The 14,695-nt window shown below is 71.7% G+C and carries 12 protein-coding genes; 2 read left to right on the top strand and 10 right to left on the bottom strand.

Translation table 11 applies throughout. The annotated features are described in order from the left end of the window. Nucleotides 1-136 precede the first annotated feature (136 nt). From NOO62_RS28405 to NOO62_RS28385, 5 genes are all read right to left on the bottom strand, one after another. Nucleotides 137-2,485, bottom strand: a complete 2,349-nt coding sequence (locus NOO62_RS28405) for a polysaccharide lyase 8 family protein (RefSeq protein WP_268773666.1) — start codon at nt 2,483-2,485, stop codon at nt 137-139. Between the two features lie 162 nt (nt 2,486-2,647). Continuing rightward, nucleotides 2,648-3,496 carry an ABC transporter permease gene (locus tag NOO62_RS28400; RefSeq protein WP_268773665.1) on the bottom strand — a complete coding sequence of 283 codons (849 nt, stop codon included), beginning with the start codon at nt 3,494-3,496 and terminating at the stop codon, nt 2,648-2,650. After that, on the bottom strand, nt 3,493-4,503 hold the full coding sequence (locus NOO62_RS28395) for an ATP-binding cassette domain-containing protein (RefSeq protein ID WP_268773664.1): 1,011 nt from the start codon (nt 4,501-4,503) through the stop codon (nt 3,493-3,495). The genes NOO62_RS28400 and NOO62_RS28395 overlap by 4 nt, the downstream gene beginning before the upstream one ends. A 659-nt stretch (nt 4,504-5,162) precedes the next feature. Beyond that, nucleotides 5,163-6,008, bottom strand: coding sequence for a DUF4097 family beta strand repeat-containing protein (locus NOO62_RS28390; protein WP_268773663.1), 846 nt, complete (start codon nt 6,006-6,008; stop codon nt 5,163-5,165). Nucleotides 6,009-6,121: 113 nt separating this feature from the next. Continuing rightward, nucleotides 6,122-6,682 (bottom strand): hypothetical protein, encoded by a 561-nt coding sequence (locus tag NOO62_RS28385; RefSeq protein ID WP_268773662.1) that lies wholly within the window; start codon nt 6,680-6,682, stop codon nt 6,122-6,124. Nucleotides 6,683-7,000: 318 nt separating this feature from the next. On the opposite strand from NOO62_RS28385, the gene NOO62_RS28380 reads away from it, so the two are divergent. Beyond that, the gene (locus NOO62_RS28380) at nt 7,001-7,624 is read left to right on the top strand and encodes a YceI family protein (RefSeq protein ID WP_268775826.1); all 624 of its coding nucleotides are present in this window, start codon (nt 7,001-7,003) and stop codon (nt 7,622-7,624) included. An 85-nt stretch (nt 7,625-7,709) separates the two neighbouring features. Next, nucleotides 7,710-8,258: a hypothetical protein gene (locus NOO62_RS28375; RefSeq protein ID WP_268773661.1), complete on the top strand. Its 549-nt coding sequence runs from the start codon at nt 7,710-7,712 to the stop codon at nt 8,256-8,258. A 1-nt stretch (nt 8,259) separates the two neighbouring features. Here NOO62_RS28375 and NOO62_RS28370 read toward each other — a convergent pair whose 3' ends face one another. The 5 genes from NOO62_RS28370 to NOO62_RS28350 form a co-directional block, all read right to left on the bottom strand. Next, nucleotides 8,260-9,165, bottom strand: coding sequence for an alpha/beta fold hydrolase (locus tag NOO62_RS28370; RefSeq protein ID WP_268773660.1), 906 nt, complete (start codon nt 9,163-9,165; stop codon nt 8,260-8,262). A 130-nt stretch (nt 9,166-9,295) separates the two neighbouring features. Beyond that, entirely contained in the window at nt 9,296-10,681 is a 1,386-nt protein-coding gene (locus NOO62_RS28365; protein WP_268773659.1) for a hypothetical protein, read from the bottom strand. A 76-nt stretch (nt 10,682-10,757) separates the two neighbouring features. Then, a complete protein-coding gene (gene cimA / locus NOO62_RS28360) occupies nt 10,758-12,362 on the bottom strand; it encodes a citramalate synthase (RefSeq protein WP_268773658.1) in 1,605 nt (534 codons plus the stop codon). A gap of 340 nt (nt 12,363-12,702) precedes the next feature. Beyond that, entirely contained in the window at nt 12,703-13,965 is a 1,263-nt protein-coding gene (locus NOO62_RS28355; protein ID WP_268773657.1) for a TolB family protein, read from the bottom strand. A gap of 114 nt (nt 13,966-14,079) precedes the next feature. After that, the gene (locus NOO62_RS28350) at nt 14,080-14,688 is read right to left on the bottom strand and encodes a TetR/AcrR family transcriptional regulator (RefSeq protein WP_268773656.1); all 609 of its coding nucleotides are present in this window, start codon (nt 14,686-14,688) and stop codon (nt 14,080-14,082) included. Nucleotides 14,689-14,695: the final 7 nt, after the last annotated feature.

Raw genomic sequence — 14,695 nt, 5'->3', positions numbered from 1 at the left:
ACAGTCTCCGGGCCGTTTTCCTGGCACCCCCGGACAGAAGCGGGCCACGCCCATGAAGAAGTGACGGCTCAGACCCCCTGGAGCTGTAGGGTTTCCACAACCCACTCCGCGGATCCCGGCCCGTCGGGGCCCGGCGTCAGCTGAGAGTCACCTCACACCGGTGGCTCGCGCAGGCCTTGCCCGGCGTGATCCGCAGCCGCAGCGAGCGGCCCGTGCCGAGGACCTCGACCGAGGGGTCCTTGGTCACCACCCGGGACACGGGTCGGTTCCAGGTGAATTCGAGGGATTCTCCGGTGCGCGGCGGTTCACTCACGTGCACCGTAGCGCCTCTCCCCCGCTGCCGTATCAGCACGCCGGCCGGCGCGGTCACGGCGAGCCGCCCCGCCTCGCCCGCCTGCCAGAAGTTGGCGGCGGTCAGACCGAGCGCGTCCACGGCCACGGCCTGCACCTTCGCCGAGTTGGCGAGGACCGACAACCAGCGGCGGTCGGCGGCGCGGGCCCGCAGGGTGCGTCGGGAGGCGCCGGGCATCAGGACATACGCGTACGTAGCGTCCGTGGGGTCGGTTCCGTGGTCCAGCCACAGCGTCTGCCAGCGCCTGGTCCGCCGCTCGGTGGAGCTGCCCGTGTTGATGTCGGACCAGGCTCCGGCGCGGTCCTCGCGGACCGTTCTGAGCTGGGACGCACCGCCGGGGAAGAGCCATCCGCCGTGGCCGTCGAGGTGGGCCCAGTGCGGGTCCGGGCGGTCGTCGACGGTGAAGGCGGCGGTGCCGGACTCGCCCAGGTTGCGGTTGTCGACGACCGTCTCGACGGGGGTGCCGTCGGCGGCACTGATCCCGGCGCCGAGACAGATCACGGCGTCCGCGGCGCAGAACCACGACTTGCGGGCGTCGAGCGTGGAGCCGAGCCCTTTGAGGTGCTGGCCGACGGCGGCGAACTCGCCGTCGGTCGCGCCGCCCACCCACTTCACCGCGGGCCTGGCGGCACCCCACTCGCCGCCGGCCCTGTCGGGGAGGCGCTTGGCGGACACGGTCGTGCCGGGCAGCCGGTACGGGTCGACGGTCGGCCAGAACCAGTCGGTGTACTGGTCGCCGTGGGCCCCGGCGCCCCACCAATAGACCATTCCCGCGCCGGTGTGCCAGCCGCGCGGGTTCTCGCCGTTGCCGCACTCGTAGTACGCGATACGGTCCGAGGCCATCGAGAGGTTCACCGCGAATCCCGGGCGCCGGTGCACGGCACGGTCCATGGCGGGAAACAGCCGGTGCCCGACCGGCTCGGGCGCCGCCCGCACGCCGGAGTCCGCCACGGCGTGCAGCCGCGCGAGGTCGGCGACGCCCAGCTGCCGGGCGGTGAGCAGCGGGGTGACGGTGTCCCGCTCGATCCACCCCTTGATCCGCGCGTGCCACCGCTCCCGCTCGGCGGCACTCGCGCCGCCCGCGAGCATCGCCATGGCGGCGATCAGGCCCTGCCCATGGAAGTGGTCGCTCCGCATGACCTTCCGGTCGTCACCCTTCAGATAACCCCTGCTGACGGCACGCCCGTTGACGCTGTCCATCATCAGTCCGTCGAAAATCAGCGGCGCGTACGCCCGCTCGACGCTGTCGAGGATGATCTGCCTCTTGGGGTCGGTGACGGCCCAGGTCGACCCGGCGAGCAGCGCGAAGAGCCGCCCGAGACCGTCGAGCATGACCTGCCCGTACGTGCCCGAGTAGGCGACCCACGTGTGCTGCACGAACGATCCGTCCGCGTAGAGCCCGTCGCCCCTGGTGACGTAGGGGAAGACCGGTGAGAGCGCGTCGCGGGCGAGGGCGACCTTGGCCGGGTTCCCGCCGAGGATGCCGCGCAGGGCGACGGAGCGGCACAGGTCGACGCGGTTGGCGCCGGTGGAGGTGCCGGTGTAGTCGGCGAGCGCGGAGTCGGGGACGAAGTGGTCGACGGCGGCGAAGGCCTTCTCCCTGCGGGTGGCGCCGAGTTCGTCGTACAGCGCGGCCACGATGTCCATGAGCAGCCGGGGGCTGCCTATCTGCCACTCCCACCAGTTGCCGTAGCGGGTGGTGGAGGCGTTGTAGACGGTGGCGGCGACGTGGTCGAGGCCGCGCAGGACGTCGGCGAGGAGCCCGGCGTCGCCGGTGAGTCCGGTGCCTTCACAGACGTACGCCTGGGTCATCGTCCAGAGCCTGCTGTGGCTGAGGGTGATGCCGGCGGGCGGATCGAAGGGGGCGTCGGGCCAGAGGGACTTGGCGGCCGGGGCCATGGCGGTACGGAAGGTGCGGGCGAGGTCGCCGGTCTCTTTCAGGCGGGAGGCGTACGGCTCGGTGGCGGGGTCGTAGCCGATGCCGAGAGAGATCTCCAGCCAGCGGGCGCGGAGGGCGGTGAACTCGTCGGCGGGGGCGGCCGGGACGGAGGCGGCGGCTGCCGGGATCGCTGCGGTTGCCGCAGCCGCTGTGAAAGCGGTTGCGGCGAGGAAGGTGCGGCGGGTGGGGGTCATGCGACAGGGGTGTATCAGCGTATAGAAAGCGCTGTCTACACCTGTGACAGGAATCGGTGTACGCGGGGCACGACACAGTCGAGGGCCGCGCGACGCTGACGTCGCGCGGCCCTCTCCGCGAGGCACCCCCGTGGCTCCGCGGGGTCTGTGGGGTCTGTGGGGTCAGCGCGTGGCGGCGCGCTTGAACAGTGAGCGTGCCCAGAGGAAGCCGAGCAGGGCGATGGCAACGCCCCAGCCCACCGCGAGCGGACCGAACTTGCCGATCTCGGTGCCGGTCAGCAGCCCACGCAGGGTCTCGGTGAAGGCGGTGTAGGGCTGCCACTCGGCGAAGTGGCGCAGCCAGCCCGGCATCGAGTCGAGCGGCACGAACACGCTGCTGAGGAAGGGCAGCAGGAAGGAGAAGGGCAGAGCGACGCTACTGGCCGCCTCCGGCGCCTTGACGAGCTGGCCGAGTGCGACGGCGAGCCAGGTGAGGGCAGTGCTCATGAGGGTGAGCAGACCGGCAGCGGCGAGCCACTCGACGGGTTCGGCGCCGGACCGGAAGCCGATGAGGAGGGCGACTCCGGTGACGAAGACGATGGTGATCATCGTCTGGATGACGGCGCCGACGGCCCGGCCGGTGAGGATCGAGGAGCCGTTGATCGGCATGGTCCGGAACCGGGCGACGATGCCCTCGGTCATGTCGGTGCAGACGCCGACCGTGGTGGGCAGGACACCGGAGCCGACGGCCATCAGCAGGATGCCGGGGACGAGGTAGTCGATGTAGTCACCGGATCCCTGGGCGCCCATACCGGCGGACATCGTGCCGCCGAAGACGTAGTTGAAGAGCAGCAGCATGGCGATGGGCATGCTGACCAGGCTGATCGTCATGGCCGGGTAGCGGCGGGCGTGCCGGAGGTTGCGACGCAGCATGGTGAGGGAGTTCTGCAGCGCGGAGGTGGGGGCGGGGAGGTGGGTCCGCGTGACCGCGGAAGTGGCGGTGGCGGCGGGGCCGGTGGTGACGGTGCTCATCGGGTCATCGCTTTCTCGTGGTCGGGGCGGCCGGTCACGGCGAAGAAGACGTCGTCCAGGTCCGGGGTGTCGATCGTGAGCCCCTCGACCTCGATGCCGGTGGCGTCGACGCGGTCGAGCACCGCCTTCACGGACTTCAGGCTGCCGTCGCTGGGGATGTGCAGGGTCAGGCCGTCCTCGCCCCGGCTGCCGAGGCCGAGCAGCCGGGCGGCGTCGTCCAGACCGGTGGGGTCGGCGAAGCGGAGCTGTACGTGGCCGCCGGGGACGAGGCGCTTCAGCTCGCCGGGGGTGCCCTGGGCGACGAGCTTGCCGCCGCTCAACACGGCGATGCGGTCCGCGAGTTGGTCGGCCTCTTCCAGGTACTGCGTGGTCAGGAAGATGGTCACGCCGTCGGCGACGAGCTGCCGGACGATCTCCCACATGCCGTGCCGGCTGCGCGGGTCGAGACCGGTGGTCGGCTCGTCCAGGAAGATCACACGCGGGCTGCCGACGAGGGTCATCGCGATGTCGAGCCGTCGCCGCATGCCGCCGGAGTACGTCGCGGCGGGCTTCCGTGCGGCCTCGACGAGTTCGAACCGCTCGACGAGTTCGGCGGCCAGGTGCCGGCCCTGCCGCCGCCCGAAGCCGTACAGGTCCGCCATGAGCGTGAGGTTCTCCTCGCCGGTGAGGAGGTTGTCGACGGCGGAGAACTGTCCGGTGACTCCGATCGCGGCGCGCACGGCGTCGGGTTCGCGGGCCAGGTCGTGCCCCGCGACGCGGGCTTCGCCGGCGTCGGCGGAGATGAGCGTGGAGAGGATCTGCACGGCGGTCGTCTTGCCCGCGCCGTTGGGGCCGAGCAGGGAGAAGATCGTGCCTTGGGGGATGTCGAGATCGATCCCGTCCAACACGGTTTGCTGGCCGTAGGCCTTGCGCAGGTTGGTGGCTGTAATGGCGGAGGGGCGGGAGTTGTGGGTGTGGGCGTGGTGGGGGTCGCGGGAGTGGTGAGCCTGGTGGCTGAGCGTTGGCATGTCCGGTCCTTTTCGGGGGGCGGGGATGCGCTGGGATGTGGGGCGTGCTGGGGCGCGGGGGTGACGTCTCGAACGGAGAGTCACGGCCCGCGGGGTACGCCTGGTGGCGGCGCGGCGCCGGGCTTTCGGGCAGGGCGGCGCCCCGGAGGAAGAGAGAGATTCCGGTGAGGCTCGACCGAGGCCGGGCTGTGCGGGGCGCGAACTGGGCCGGAGCATCCGCGGGGCCGTGGGGCGGGGCGGGGCGGCTCGAAGGGCCGGAGAGGTGTTCGCGGGGGGCGGCGTCACGAGCGGACGTTCGCTCCAGGGGGCGGACCCTGATGGGTCGAGGTCGGGCCCGGTGAGAGGGAGTCGCCCTGATGAGGAAGTCAGTACCGGCAGGCCGGGGTCAGTCCCGGTGGGCCGGAGTCAGGCACAGTAGGCCTGGGTTGGGCTCAGTAGGCCTGGGTTGGGCTCAGTAGGCCTGGGTTGGGCTCAGTAGGCCTGGGTTGGGCTCAGTAGGCCTGGGTTGGGCTCAGTAGGCCTGGGTTGGGCGCAGTAGGCCCGGGTTGGACCAGGGGGTGGGTGGGCCACAGCGGCAGTCGGGAAGCCCGGCCCGCACCCGTAGGCGCAGGCGTAGGCCCGCAGGGCGGCGCATCAAGCCCCTGGGCCCGCCGCGCGCCTCACGCTCGGTGGATCTTGATGTCGCCGATTCCCGTGCGGACGTGCACCTTTACCGTGTCGGCCGGCTCCTCGGGCACCGACGGTCCCGACTCCTCCAGCGCCTGGCTGACCGTTCCCACCTTGGTCCGTACGTCGAGCCACGCCGCCGTACCCTCGCGGATGCCGATCTCGACCTTGCCCGCCGCCGCCTCGACGACGGTCTCGCCGCGGGCCACCTCGCCCAGCCGCACCGCCCCGTTGGCCGTCTTGACGCTGATGTCGGCGGCCGCGCGGTCGACGGTGACGGAGCCGTTGGACGCCTTCACCTTGATGTCGCCGTCGACGTCGCCCAACACGGTGATGCCGTTGGAGTTCTTGATGTCGACCGTCCCCCTGACCTCACCCACGCGGATCTCGCCGGAGGACGTGGAGATGTCGACTTGCCCGTCCGCGCGGCCCAGGGAGACGTCGCCGTACCCCGTGGTCAGCTTCGCGGACGCGGTCCGTTCGAGCTGGATGTCGCCCGCCGAGACCTTGACCTCGCAGTCGCCGAGCCCGCCCTGGGCGGAGACGTGCGCCATGACGGTCGTGGCGTGCACCCCGGACCCCGTCGGCAGCACGATGTCCACGTCGACCGACGGGCCCTTGCCGAACATGGGGCGGTCCTTGGGCCCCTTGACCAGCAGCTTGCCGTTGGCGAACTCGACGCGGGTGCGCTCGGCCGCCTTGACGTCCGCTTCCTGCGTCGCGCTGCTGGGCCGTACGTCGACGACCGTGTTCTTGCGGTCCCCGGCGGTGATCCGGAGCGTCCCGACCCGGAGGGTGACGGTGGCGCTGATGGGCTTCGGGCTGTCGAAAGAAGGCATGGCTGTCCCGTCCTAAGGGCTCGCCGAGCCTCAAGGGCTCGTTCAGCGAAGGTTGTTGGGGAGTACTGATGCGCGCCGGGAGTGGGCCGACGCGTATGGAAAGCGCGTCCGCGCTACCGCACCCAGCCCGTGAATCCCGTCCCGGAGTTCCAGGACTCGCGGCGGCTACCCCCCGCACCCGCCCGGCCACCCCGGCCGTCGGGCTGGTCCAACGCGCCGGACACCGCGCGGACGAGCCACGCGTTGACCGAGAGGCCGTCCCGGCTCGCCGCCTCCTCCACACGTGCCTTGATGTGAGCGGGAAGGCGGAGGTTGACCCGGGCGGTGCCCCCGTCGTCCACCGCGTCGGACGCGGCCGGCGGCGGGGCCGGCGTCGGCTGGGCCGCCATCAGCGCCGCGTACTCGGCCTGGGCGTCGAACGGCTCCCCCGCGGGCGGCGGCGTCACCACGAACTCCGGGTCGACGCCACGCAGTCGTACGTCCACCGAGCCGGGCGCGAGGTCGACGGTGATCTCGTCCGCGGCGGCGGACAGCGCGTTCAGCAGGGTGAGCCGGGCGGCCGACTCCAGCGGGGCGGTGAGGCGCTCGGCCAGGGCCCGCGCCTCGTCCCCGCCCGCTTCGGCGGCCACGGCGAGTTCCTGCCGGAGCTGATCGACGTACTGCGTGAGGTTCATGACGCCATCATGGCACCACGATGGCGCCATTGCAAGCACCCATGGCGCTACCGACGTGCCGACCACACCTCTGAAGAGGCGTTTCCGCAGGCCAACACGGACGCGCGCGCACGTGACGCCATCCCAGCGCCACCGTGGCACCAGACCGCACCCCCGCAGCGCCACACCCCCCACCATCCCGCCACGCCGAGAACGTCCCGTTCTAGAGGTTGAAAGTTGAACAGAACCGCGCTACCTTCGATCTCGTTGAACATTCAACAGCAGCTTCCGCAAGCAAGCAGCAGCTCCCCACCGGAGCTCGTCCCCAAGGAGCACGTCATGGGTCTCTTCGGCCGCAAGAACGACACCGACACCGTCACCGCCCCCGCTGCCGCCGCCCCCGCCGCGGTCAGCCCCGACCTCGCCGCGCTGACCGGCGAGTACACGATCGACCCGTCGCACACGACGATCGGCTTCGTCGCCCGCCACGCCATGGTCACGAACGTCAAGGGCTCCTTCCTCGACTTCACGGGCGCCCTGCACCTGGACGGCTCGGAACCGTCCCGTTCGACGGCCTCCCTCGACATCAAGATGGAGAGCATCGACACGGGCAACGCCGACCGCGACGGTCACCTGAAGAGCGCGGACTTCTTCAAGACCGACGAGTTCCCCGAGATGACCTTCCGGTCCACCAAGACGGAGGCGCTGGGCGGCGACGACTACCGCGTCACCGGTGACCTGACGATCCTGGGCACCACGAAGCCGGTCACGATCGACCTGGAGTTCAACGGTTCGGCCAAGGACCCGTTCGGCAACGAGCGCGTCGGCTTCGAGGGCAAGGCGGAGATCCTGCGCTCGGAGTGGGGTCTCACCTGGAACGCCGCGCTGGAGACCGGCGGCATGCTCGTCTCCGACAAGATCAAGCTGAGCTTCGACATCTCGGCGATCAAGGCTGGTTCCTGAACCGGGGCCCGGGCCGACCCCGCCCCGGACCCCGCACCCCCACCGACCGTCCCCCGGCCGACCCGCGCGCGCTACCGTTCCGCCTGTGCCCGAGTTCATACAGCAACTGCCCGCACTCCTCGGCGTGATCATCGGCGCGCTCGGGTCCTACGTCGCGATCACGCGGGGGGACCGGATCCGGTTCCGGCGGGAGCAGGCCGCCCGCTGGGAGGAACGGCGGCTCGCCGTCTACACCGAGTACGCCAGGGTCCTGAAGCTGACCGTCAGCCTCACCTACCGGGTCGCCGCCCACCTGGGCAACGACCCGCACCCGCACCCTCTTTCGCCCGAAGAGGCCGTGCCCCACTTCACCCATGCCTCCGAGGCGCGGGACCCCGCGGGGGAGGCGCTGCTGATGCTCGGCTCGCCGGAGGTCGTCGACGCGGCCCGGGACTGGGTGCTCCTGGTGATCCGGATGGAGCGGTTCCTGCGGGAGGACACGCACGACCCCGAGGCGTGGGCGTCGCTCCTCGACCGGCAACGGATCGCACGCGGGGCCTATTACGCGGCGGTGCGGCGGGACTTGGAGCTGCCGCCCGGCCACCCGGGGGACTGGCCGGTGACCGCTCCCCCGGCCGGCCCGCGGACGCGATGAGTCATCGGGCGCCCGTCTCCGGTACGGCCCCGCCCGTGTGCTCGACGATCGCCTTCTCCAGCAACCCGTGCACCGCCGGCGGCAGCGCATGCCCCATGCCCGGGATCTCCGCCAAACGCGCCCCGGCGACGACCTGGGCGAGGTGCTGCGGATGCGGGACGGGGAAGACCGGTTCCGCCGTCGCGGAGACGACCAGCACCGGCACCCGGTTCGCGGCGAGTTCGGCCGTGCGGACCATGCCGGAGCTGTCGGCGCGAGCGTGCGCCGAGGACTCCAGATAGCCGCCCGCGTGATCGATGACGCCCCGTTCCAGTTCCCTGAAGTACGCGGCGTCGAAGGGCAGTTGGTCGCCGCTCAGCAGGCGCCAGTGTTCCACCCGGCGGTCGAGCTCGGCCTCCGGGCCGTGGTCCTCCACGGGACGCGACCACATCTCCAGGATCTCGGGCGCGATGCCCGGCAGCTCCGCGACCGGGACGCGCACGCCGTCCGGCCGTACGTACGGCGTCTCGCTCAGCGCGCACGTTCCCAGCAGGGTCGCGCTCAGCACCCGCTCGGGGTGGTCGGCGAGTACCAGCTGGCAGAGCATGCCGCCCAGTGACAGTCCGACGATGTGCGCCCGCTCGACGCCGAGACCGTCCAGGACCGCGACCGCGTCCCGCGCCAAGTCCGTGACGGCATAGGGGTTTTCGTCGAACGGGCGGTCCGAGCGGCCCGTGTCGCGGTGGTCGTAGCGGATGACGTGGTGGTGTGCGGCCAGGGCCTCGACCAGCGGTTCGGGCCAGCCGAGTGCGGAGGCCTGGGCTCCCATGACGAGCAGCAGCGCGGGGGCGTCGGGTGCGCCGCGCCGCTCGGTCCACAGCCTGACTCCCGGCGCGACCTCGACGTACTGCTCCTGGACCTGGCTCATGACGGCCTCCCCTGATTGAACGACGACGAACGACAAGACGAATAGCAAGACGAACCGTATCGTCTCGCAGTCCCTCGCTGCCGTCAACCAGTCAGGCCACCCACCCCCTCAGAACCGGCTCCCAGCTCCCTCAGAACCCGCCCCCACCCCCGAAGTCCCCGCCGCCGCCGAAGTCCCCGCCACCCCCGAAGTCCCCGCCGCCGCCAAAGTCCCCGCCCCCGAAGTCCGACGCGTCGAAGTCCGCTCCCGAGTAGTCGCCGCCCTCGTAGCCGCCGCCGAAGTCGCCGTAGCCGGAGCCGTGGTCCGCCGCGTACGCGGGGCTCGACATCATGCCGCCGAGCATCGTGCCGACGAGGAGACCGGGCAGGATGCCGCCGCCGAAGTACCCGCCCGCCCACGGCCCGTACGCCGGTCCGGCTTCCCAGTAGGGGCGCCGGTCACCGGACTCCGTGGCCACGGTCCGCACCATCGGGTCCTGGCCGTCCGCGAGGCGTGCCGCGTCCGCCGCGCACACCGGGACCGAGCGTTCCGCGCCGTTCGCGGGCGCCCACGTCGCGTCCTCGACCGAGGGGCCGTGCCGCGGGTCGAAGAAGCAGGGGGCCCGCCGCTCGGGCAGCTCGCGTCCCTCCCGGCGCGCGGCGAGCAGGGCCAGCGAGAAGCGGCCGTCCTCCAGCGCCTGGGTGACGGCCCGTACCTCCTCGGGGCGCGTCGCGGCCGCCATGTACGACTTCGCCTTCTCGTACGAGTCGAGCGCGCGCTCGTAGTCCGCGCGCATCGCGTCGTCCGCGCCCGCCTCCGCGGGGTGGAAGTCGAGCCGGTCGAGCTCCTCGCCGAACGCGGTGATGTCCTCGTCGACGACGACGGACAGCTTGCGCAGCGACTCGCGCTGCATCTCCTCGTGGCGCCGCTTCTTGCGCCGGATGATCGCGTACGCGCCCCCGGCGCCCGCCACGACGACCACGCCGACCCCGACGAGGGCGCCCGGCGAGACGCTGTTGTCCGTGCCGCCGCCCCAGGACTCCGGGGCCTTGCCGTCGGCCTGCACGAGGGCCTGGCCGACGAAGCGGTCGAGCTGCTGCGGGGTGTTCTCGCCCTGGACCAGGGAGACGAGGTTGCCGACGGCGTTGCCGGTCAGTACGGACGGGTCGGCCTTCGCGTCGAAGCCGTTGCCGAGCCGGACCGCGTACAGCCCGGTCACGCCGGTCTCGGTGCGCAGCTGACCGAAGAGGTCCTGCTGCGGGAAGTCGTCCGGCAGCACGGCCACGAAGACCGGCTTGTCGGCCTTCTTGATCTTCTCGGCGAGGGCGTCGGCCTGCTCTGCGGAGAGCTGGTCCGACGCCGCGGGATCGACGTAGACCGGGCTCTTCTTCCAGGCGTCGGCCACCACCGACACGCTGGAGGCGTCCCGCGCCCCGGGGGCCGCCAAGGCCCCGGGCGCCGCCGTGAACGACACGGCACCCAGGGCGAGCAGCAGTCCGGAGAGTCCGACCGTGATCCGCTTCGTCCGATTCCTCATACTTCGAACGTAACCCAGACGGACCCCTGGCGGGCGGGCCGGGCCCCCTCCACCGGCGGACCGCTCGACCGGCGGACTACTCGACCGGCTCGACCCCGGCCCGCAGCAGTCCGTAGGTGTAGGCGTCCTCCAGCGCGCCCCACGACGCGGCGATGACGTTCTCCGCGACGCCGACGGTCGACCACTCGCCGACGCCGTCGGTCGTCGAGATCAGGACGCGCGTGGTGGAGGACGTGCCGTGCTTGCCCTCCAGGATGCGGACCTTGTAGTCGACGAGCTCCAGCTTGGCGAGCTGCGGGTAGATCCGCTCCAGGCCGACCCGCAGCGCCCGGTCGAGGGCGTTGACCGGGCCGTTGCCCTCCGCGGTGGCGACGATGCGCTCGCCCTTGGCCCACAGCTTCACGGTGGCCTCGTTGGCGTGCGTGCCGTCGGGGCGGTCCTCGACGATGGCCCGCCAGGACTCGACGCGGAAGTAGCGGCGGGCGCGGCCCTCGGCCTCCTCGCGGAGCAGCAGCTCGAAGGAGGCGTCCGCGGCCTCGTACGTGTAGCCCTGGAGTTCGCGCTCCTTGACCCGGTCCACGACGCGGCCGATCAGCTCGCGGTCGTCGCCGAGGTCGACGCCGAGCTCCTTGCCCTTGAGCTCGATGGAGGCGCGGCCCGCCATGTCGGAGACCAGCATGCGGATGCGGTTGCCGACGAGGTCGGGGTCGATGTGCTGGTAGAGGTCCGGGTCGACCTTGATGGCGGAGGCGTGCAGTCCGGCCTTGTGCGCGAACGCGGAGACGCCGACGTAGGGCTGGTGCGTCGACGGGGTCAGGTTCACGACCTCGGCGATGGCGTGCGAGACGCGGGTCATCTCGCGCAGCGAGCCCTCGGGCAGGACCTGCTTGCCGTACTTGAGCTCCAGCGCGGCGACGACGGGGAAGAGGTTGGCGTTGCCGACGCGCTCGCCGTAGCCGTTGGCGGTGCACTGGACGTGGGTGGCGCCCGCGTCGACGGCGGCGAGGGTGTTGGCGACGGCGCAGCCGGTGTCGTCCTGGGCGTGGATGCCGAGGCGGGCGCCGGTGTCCGCGACGACGGTGGAGACGACGGCCTGGACCTGGGCTGGCAGCATGCCGCCGTTGGTGTCGCACAGGATGACGACGTCGGCGCCCGCATCGGCCGCGGCGCGCACGACGGCCTTGGCGTACTCGGGGTTGGCGCGGTAGCCGTCGAAGAAGTGCTCGCAGTCGACGAAGACCCTGCGGCCCTGCGAGACGAGGTAGGAGACGGTGTCGCGGACCATCTCCACGTTCTCGTCGAGGGTGGTGCGCAGGGCGAGCTCGACGTGCCGGTCGTGGGCCTTGGCGACGAGGGTGATGACGGGCGCGCCGGACGCGAGGAGGGCGTTGACCTGCGGGTCATCGGCGGCCTTGGCGCCCGCGCGGCGGGTGGCGCCGAAGGCGACGAGCTGCGCGTGCCGGAAGGTGATCTCTTCCTTGGCCCGTGCGAAGAACTCGGTGTCGCGCGGGTTGGCGCCGGGCCAGCCGCCCTCGATGAAGCCGACGCCGAAGTCGTCCAGGTGCCGCGCGATGGTCAGCTTGTCCGCGACGGTGAGGTTGATGCCTTCGCGCTGCGCGCCGTCGCGCAGCGTCGTGTCGAAGACGTGGAAGGAATCGTCGGGTGTGCTGGTTTCCGTCATGCTGATCTGGCTCCTGTGTCGGATCTCGGTCTACCGGAATGACCGGCTCCACCACCCCCAATGATCCCTCGCGCTCCGTGTCCGGCTGCAGTTGGGCCGGGAAACGAAAAAACCCCTCGCGGGTGCGAGAGGTCTGCGCGCGGGTCGAGGCGACGGTGTCCGCCCGTACGTGATGGATACGAGGCGGTCACTGCGGACCGGCGCGCCTGCTGCCAATAATCATGGCGAACGAGAGCACGGAGGCAGCTTGCCACGCTTTGCCGTGCGGTGGGGCCCCTGTCTCACGATGCGGGCGACGGTGGACACGCCGCCCGCGGGGCGGACCCAGGCGTGGAGGGCGTCAGCGCAGGTGGCGTACGAAGATGTCGTTCCCGTCGTTCGTGTCACCCGGAAGGAGGGTCGCGTCCGACGACTCGAAGGTGACGCGGGCGCCGTCGCGCGCGATGCCGCCGGGAAGGACGTTCGCCGTCGCGGCGCCGCCGCCGGTGTCCGGGGAGACGAGCGTGGTGGTGCCCTTCTTCAGGTCCCGGAGATACGTCGGCCACTCCTTGCCGTACTCGCTGCCCGCCTCGGTGAGCTCCGACAGGTAGGTGAGAAAGCGGCCGTCGGCGCTGATCGCGGGCGAGCGGGTGTACACCTCGCCGGGTCCGCCCTGCGTGCCGTGGACGCGCTGGTTGCGGCCGGAGGCCACGTCGTGCACGAACACGTTCCAGGAGGCGTCGTTGTCCTCGGGCACGAGGTGGGTGTCCCTCGACTCGAAGACGACGGTGCGGCCGTCGCCGCTGATGGACGCGTCCAGGGACTCCTTCTCGGTCCTGGAGCCGTCGTGCGAGCGGTCGACCTGGGACAGCTCGCCGGTCCTGCGGTCGCGCAGCCACAGGTCGCTCCAGTCGTCGCCGCGCGGGCCGTTGACGAACGAGTTGGCGTAGACGACGTACCGGCCGTTGTCGCTGACGGTCGGTGAGTGGGCGTCGCGCTCGCCGTCGCCGCCCGCGTACGGGTGGCTGACATTCTCGGTGGTGCCGGCCTCGCGGTCGCGCAGAAAGACGGCCGTGCCGTCGAAGCGCGGCCCGTCCGTGTCGAAGACGGCGTAGCGCGCGTTCGCGCTGAGGGAGACGCTGCCCGCGCTGTCGCCCGGGTAGCCGTCGGGCAGCTCGACGTCGAGGCGTTCGGTCCTCCCTGTCCTGCGGTCGTAGAGGCGCACATCGCGGTCGGACCAGGAGCCCGCGGGGCTGGAGACGAACGCGACGTAGCGGCCGTCGGCGCTCAGGGACGGGCCGCTGACCTGACGCCCGGCGACGGATACGCGCTCCGTCCTTCCGGTGCGCAGATCGCGTACGAAGATGTCGCGCGCCCCGTTCGTGTCGCCCGGCACGAGGTCGGTGGCCTCGGAGTCGAAGGCCGCGAACCTGCCGTCTCGGCTGATCACGGCCCCCGCGGACCGGTCGTTCGCGGCGCGCCCGTCGGCGGTGACGCTGATGCCCTCGGTGCGGGGCGCCACGGCCGCGTCGGCGGCGAAGGCGGCCGGCAGGGCGGTGACCGCGGCCGCGACGACGCCCGCGGCGACCGCCAGGGCGATGCGCTTGCGATGGGTGCAGTACATGATCGGGTCCCCCGTTGTTCCATTCGCTCGCCGTTGAGCGATACCCACCGGGATACAAGCGCACCACAAGGGGGACAGGCAATCAGCCGGAGTGCGTACAACCTCTACGGAGGGCTAGGAGTCCGAGGCGAGCCCGGAGTCGAGGAACTCCCGTACGTGTACGAGGACTTGGTCCCGGTCCGTCCCCCGCAGCCCGATCGCCACGTGGATGGAGAACCCGTCGAGCAGCGCCCGCAGCCGGGACGCGAAGCGGTCCGGGTCGACCGCCGCGAACTCACCGCGCGACACTCCCTCGGCGAGCAGCGCCACCAGGTCGCGGTGCCAGGCCCCCTCGATCGCCGCCTGCCGGTCGCGGCCCTCCTCGTCGGCGTTGAGGGACCGGTTCCAGACCTCGAGCCAGAGCGTCCAGTGCGGGTCGCCGACAGCGTCGGGGACGTACAGGTCGACGTACGCGTCGAGGCGTTCGCGCGCCGTGCCCCGCCGGGCGAGGAGCCGGCCGCGCTCGGCGCCGAGGCGGCCCTCGCTCCACTCCAGGGTGCGCAGGAGCAGCTCGTCCTTGGTGCGGAAGTAGTAGAGGAGATGGCCGGAGCTCATGCCGACCGCACGGCCGAGCGCGGCCATGGTCAGCTTCTCCAGGCCGCGTTCGGCGATCATCTCCATGGCGGCCGCCAACACGTCCTCACGCGGCGGGGCGTTCTTCCGCGCGCGGGCCTGACCGGCCATCCCGTAC

The sequence above is a fragment of the Streptomyces sp. Je 1-369 genome (assembly GCF_026810505.1).
Classification (GTDB): Bacteria; Actinomycetota; Actinomycetes; order Streptomycetales; family Streptomycetaceae; genus Streptomyces.
The sequence above is the reverse complement of the archived record's forward strand: the minus strand, read 5'-3'. Positions and strand labels throughout refer to the sequence as shown.

Excerpts from the sequence above, each read along its gene's own strand:
- NOO62_RS28395 (WP_268773664.1), bottom strand. The coding sequence starts at position 4,503 with ATGCCAACGCTCAGCCACCAGGCTCACCACTCCCGCGACCCCCACCAC.
- NOO62_RS28350 (WP_268773656.1), bottom strand. The coding sequence starts at position 14,688 with ATGGCCGGTCAGGCCCGCGCGCGGAAGAACGCCCCGCCGCGTGAGGAC.
- NOO62_RS28400 (WP_268773665.1), bottom strand. The coding sequence starts at position 3,496 with ATGAGCACCGTCACCACCGGCCCCGCCGCCACCGCCACTTCCGCGGTC.
- NOO62_RS28405 (WP_268773666.1), bottom strand. The coding sequence starts at position 2,485 with ATGACCCCCACCCGCCGCACCTTCCTCGCCGCAACCGCTTTCACAGCG.
- NOO62_RS28370 (WP_268773660.1), bottom strand. The coding sequence starts at position 9,165 with ATGAGCCAGGTCCAGGAGCAGTACGTCGAGGTCGCGCCGGGAGTCAGG.
- NOO62_RS28355 (WP_268773657.1), bottom strand. The coding sequence starts at position 13,965 with ATGTACTGCACCCATCGCAAGCGCATCGCCCTGGCGGTCGCCGCGGGC.
- NOO62_RS28385 (WP_268773662.1), bottom strand. The coding sequence starts at position 6,682 with ATGAACCTCACGCAGTACGTCGATCAGCTCCGGCAGGAACTCGCCGTG.
- NOO62_RS28380 (WP_268775826.1), top strand. The coding sequence starts at position 7,001 with ATGGGTCTCTTCGGCCGCAAGAACGACACCGACACCGTCACCGCCCCC.
- NOO62_RS28365 (WP_268773659.1), bottom strand. The coding sequence starts at position 10,681 with ATGAGGAATCGGACGAAGCGGATCACGGTCGGACTCTCCGGACTGCTG.
- NOO62_RS28390 (WP_268773663.1), bottom strand. The coding sequence starts at position 6,008 with ATGCCTTCTTTCGACAGCCCGAAGCCCATCAGCGCCACCGTCACCCTC.
- cimA (WP_268773658.1), bottom strand. The coding sequence starts at position 12,362 with ATGACGGAAACCAGCACACCCGACGATTCCTTCCACGTCTTCGACACG.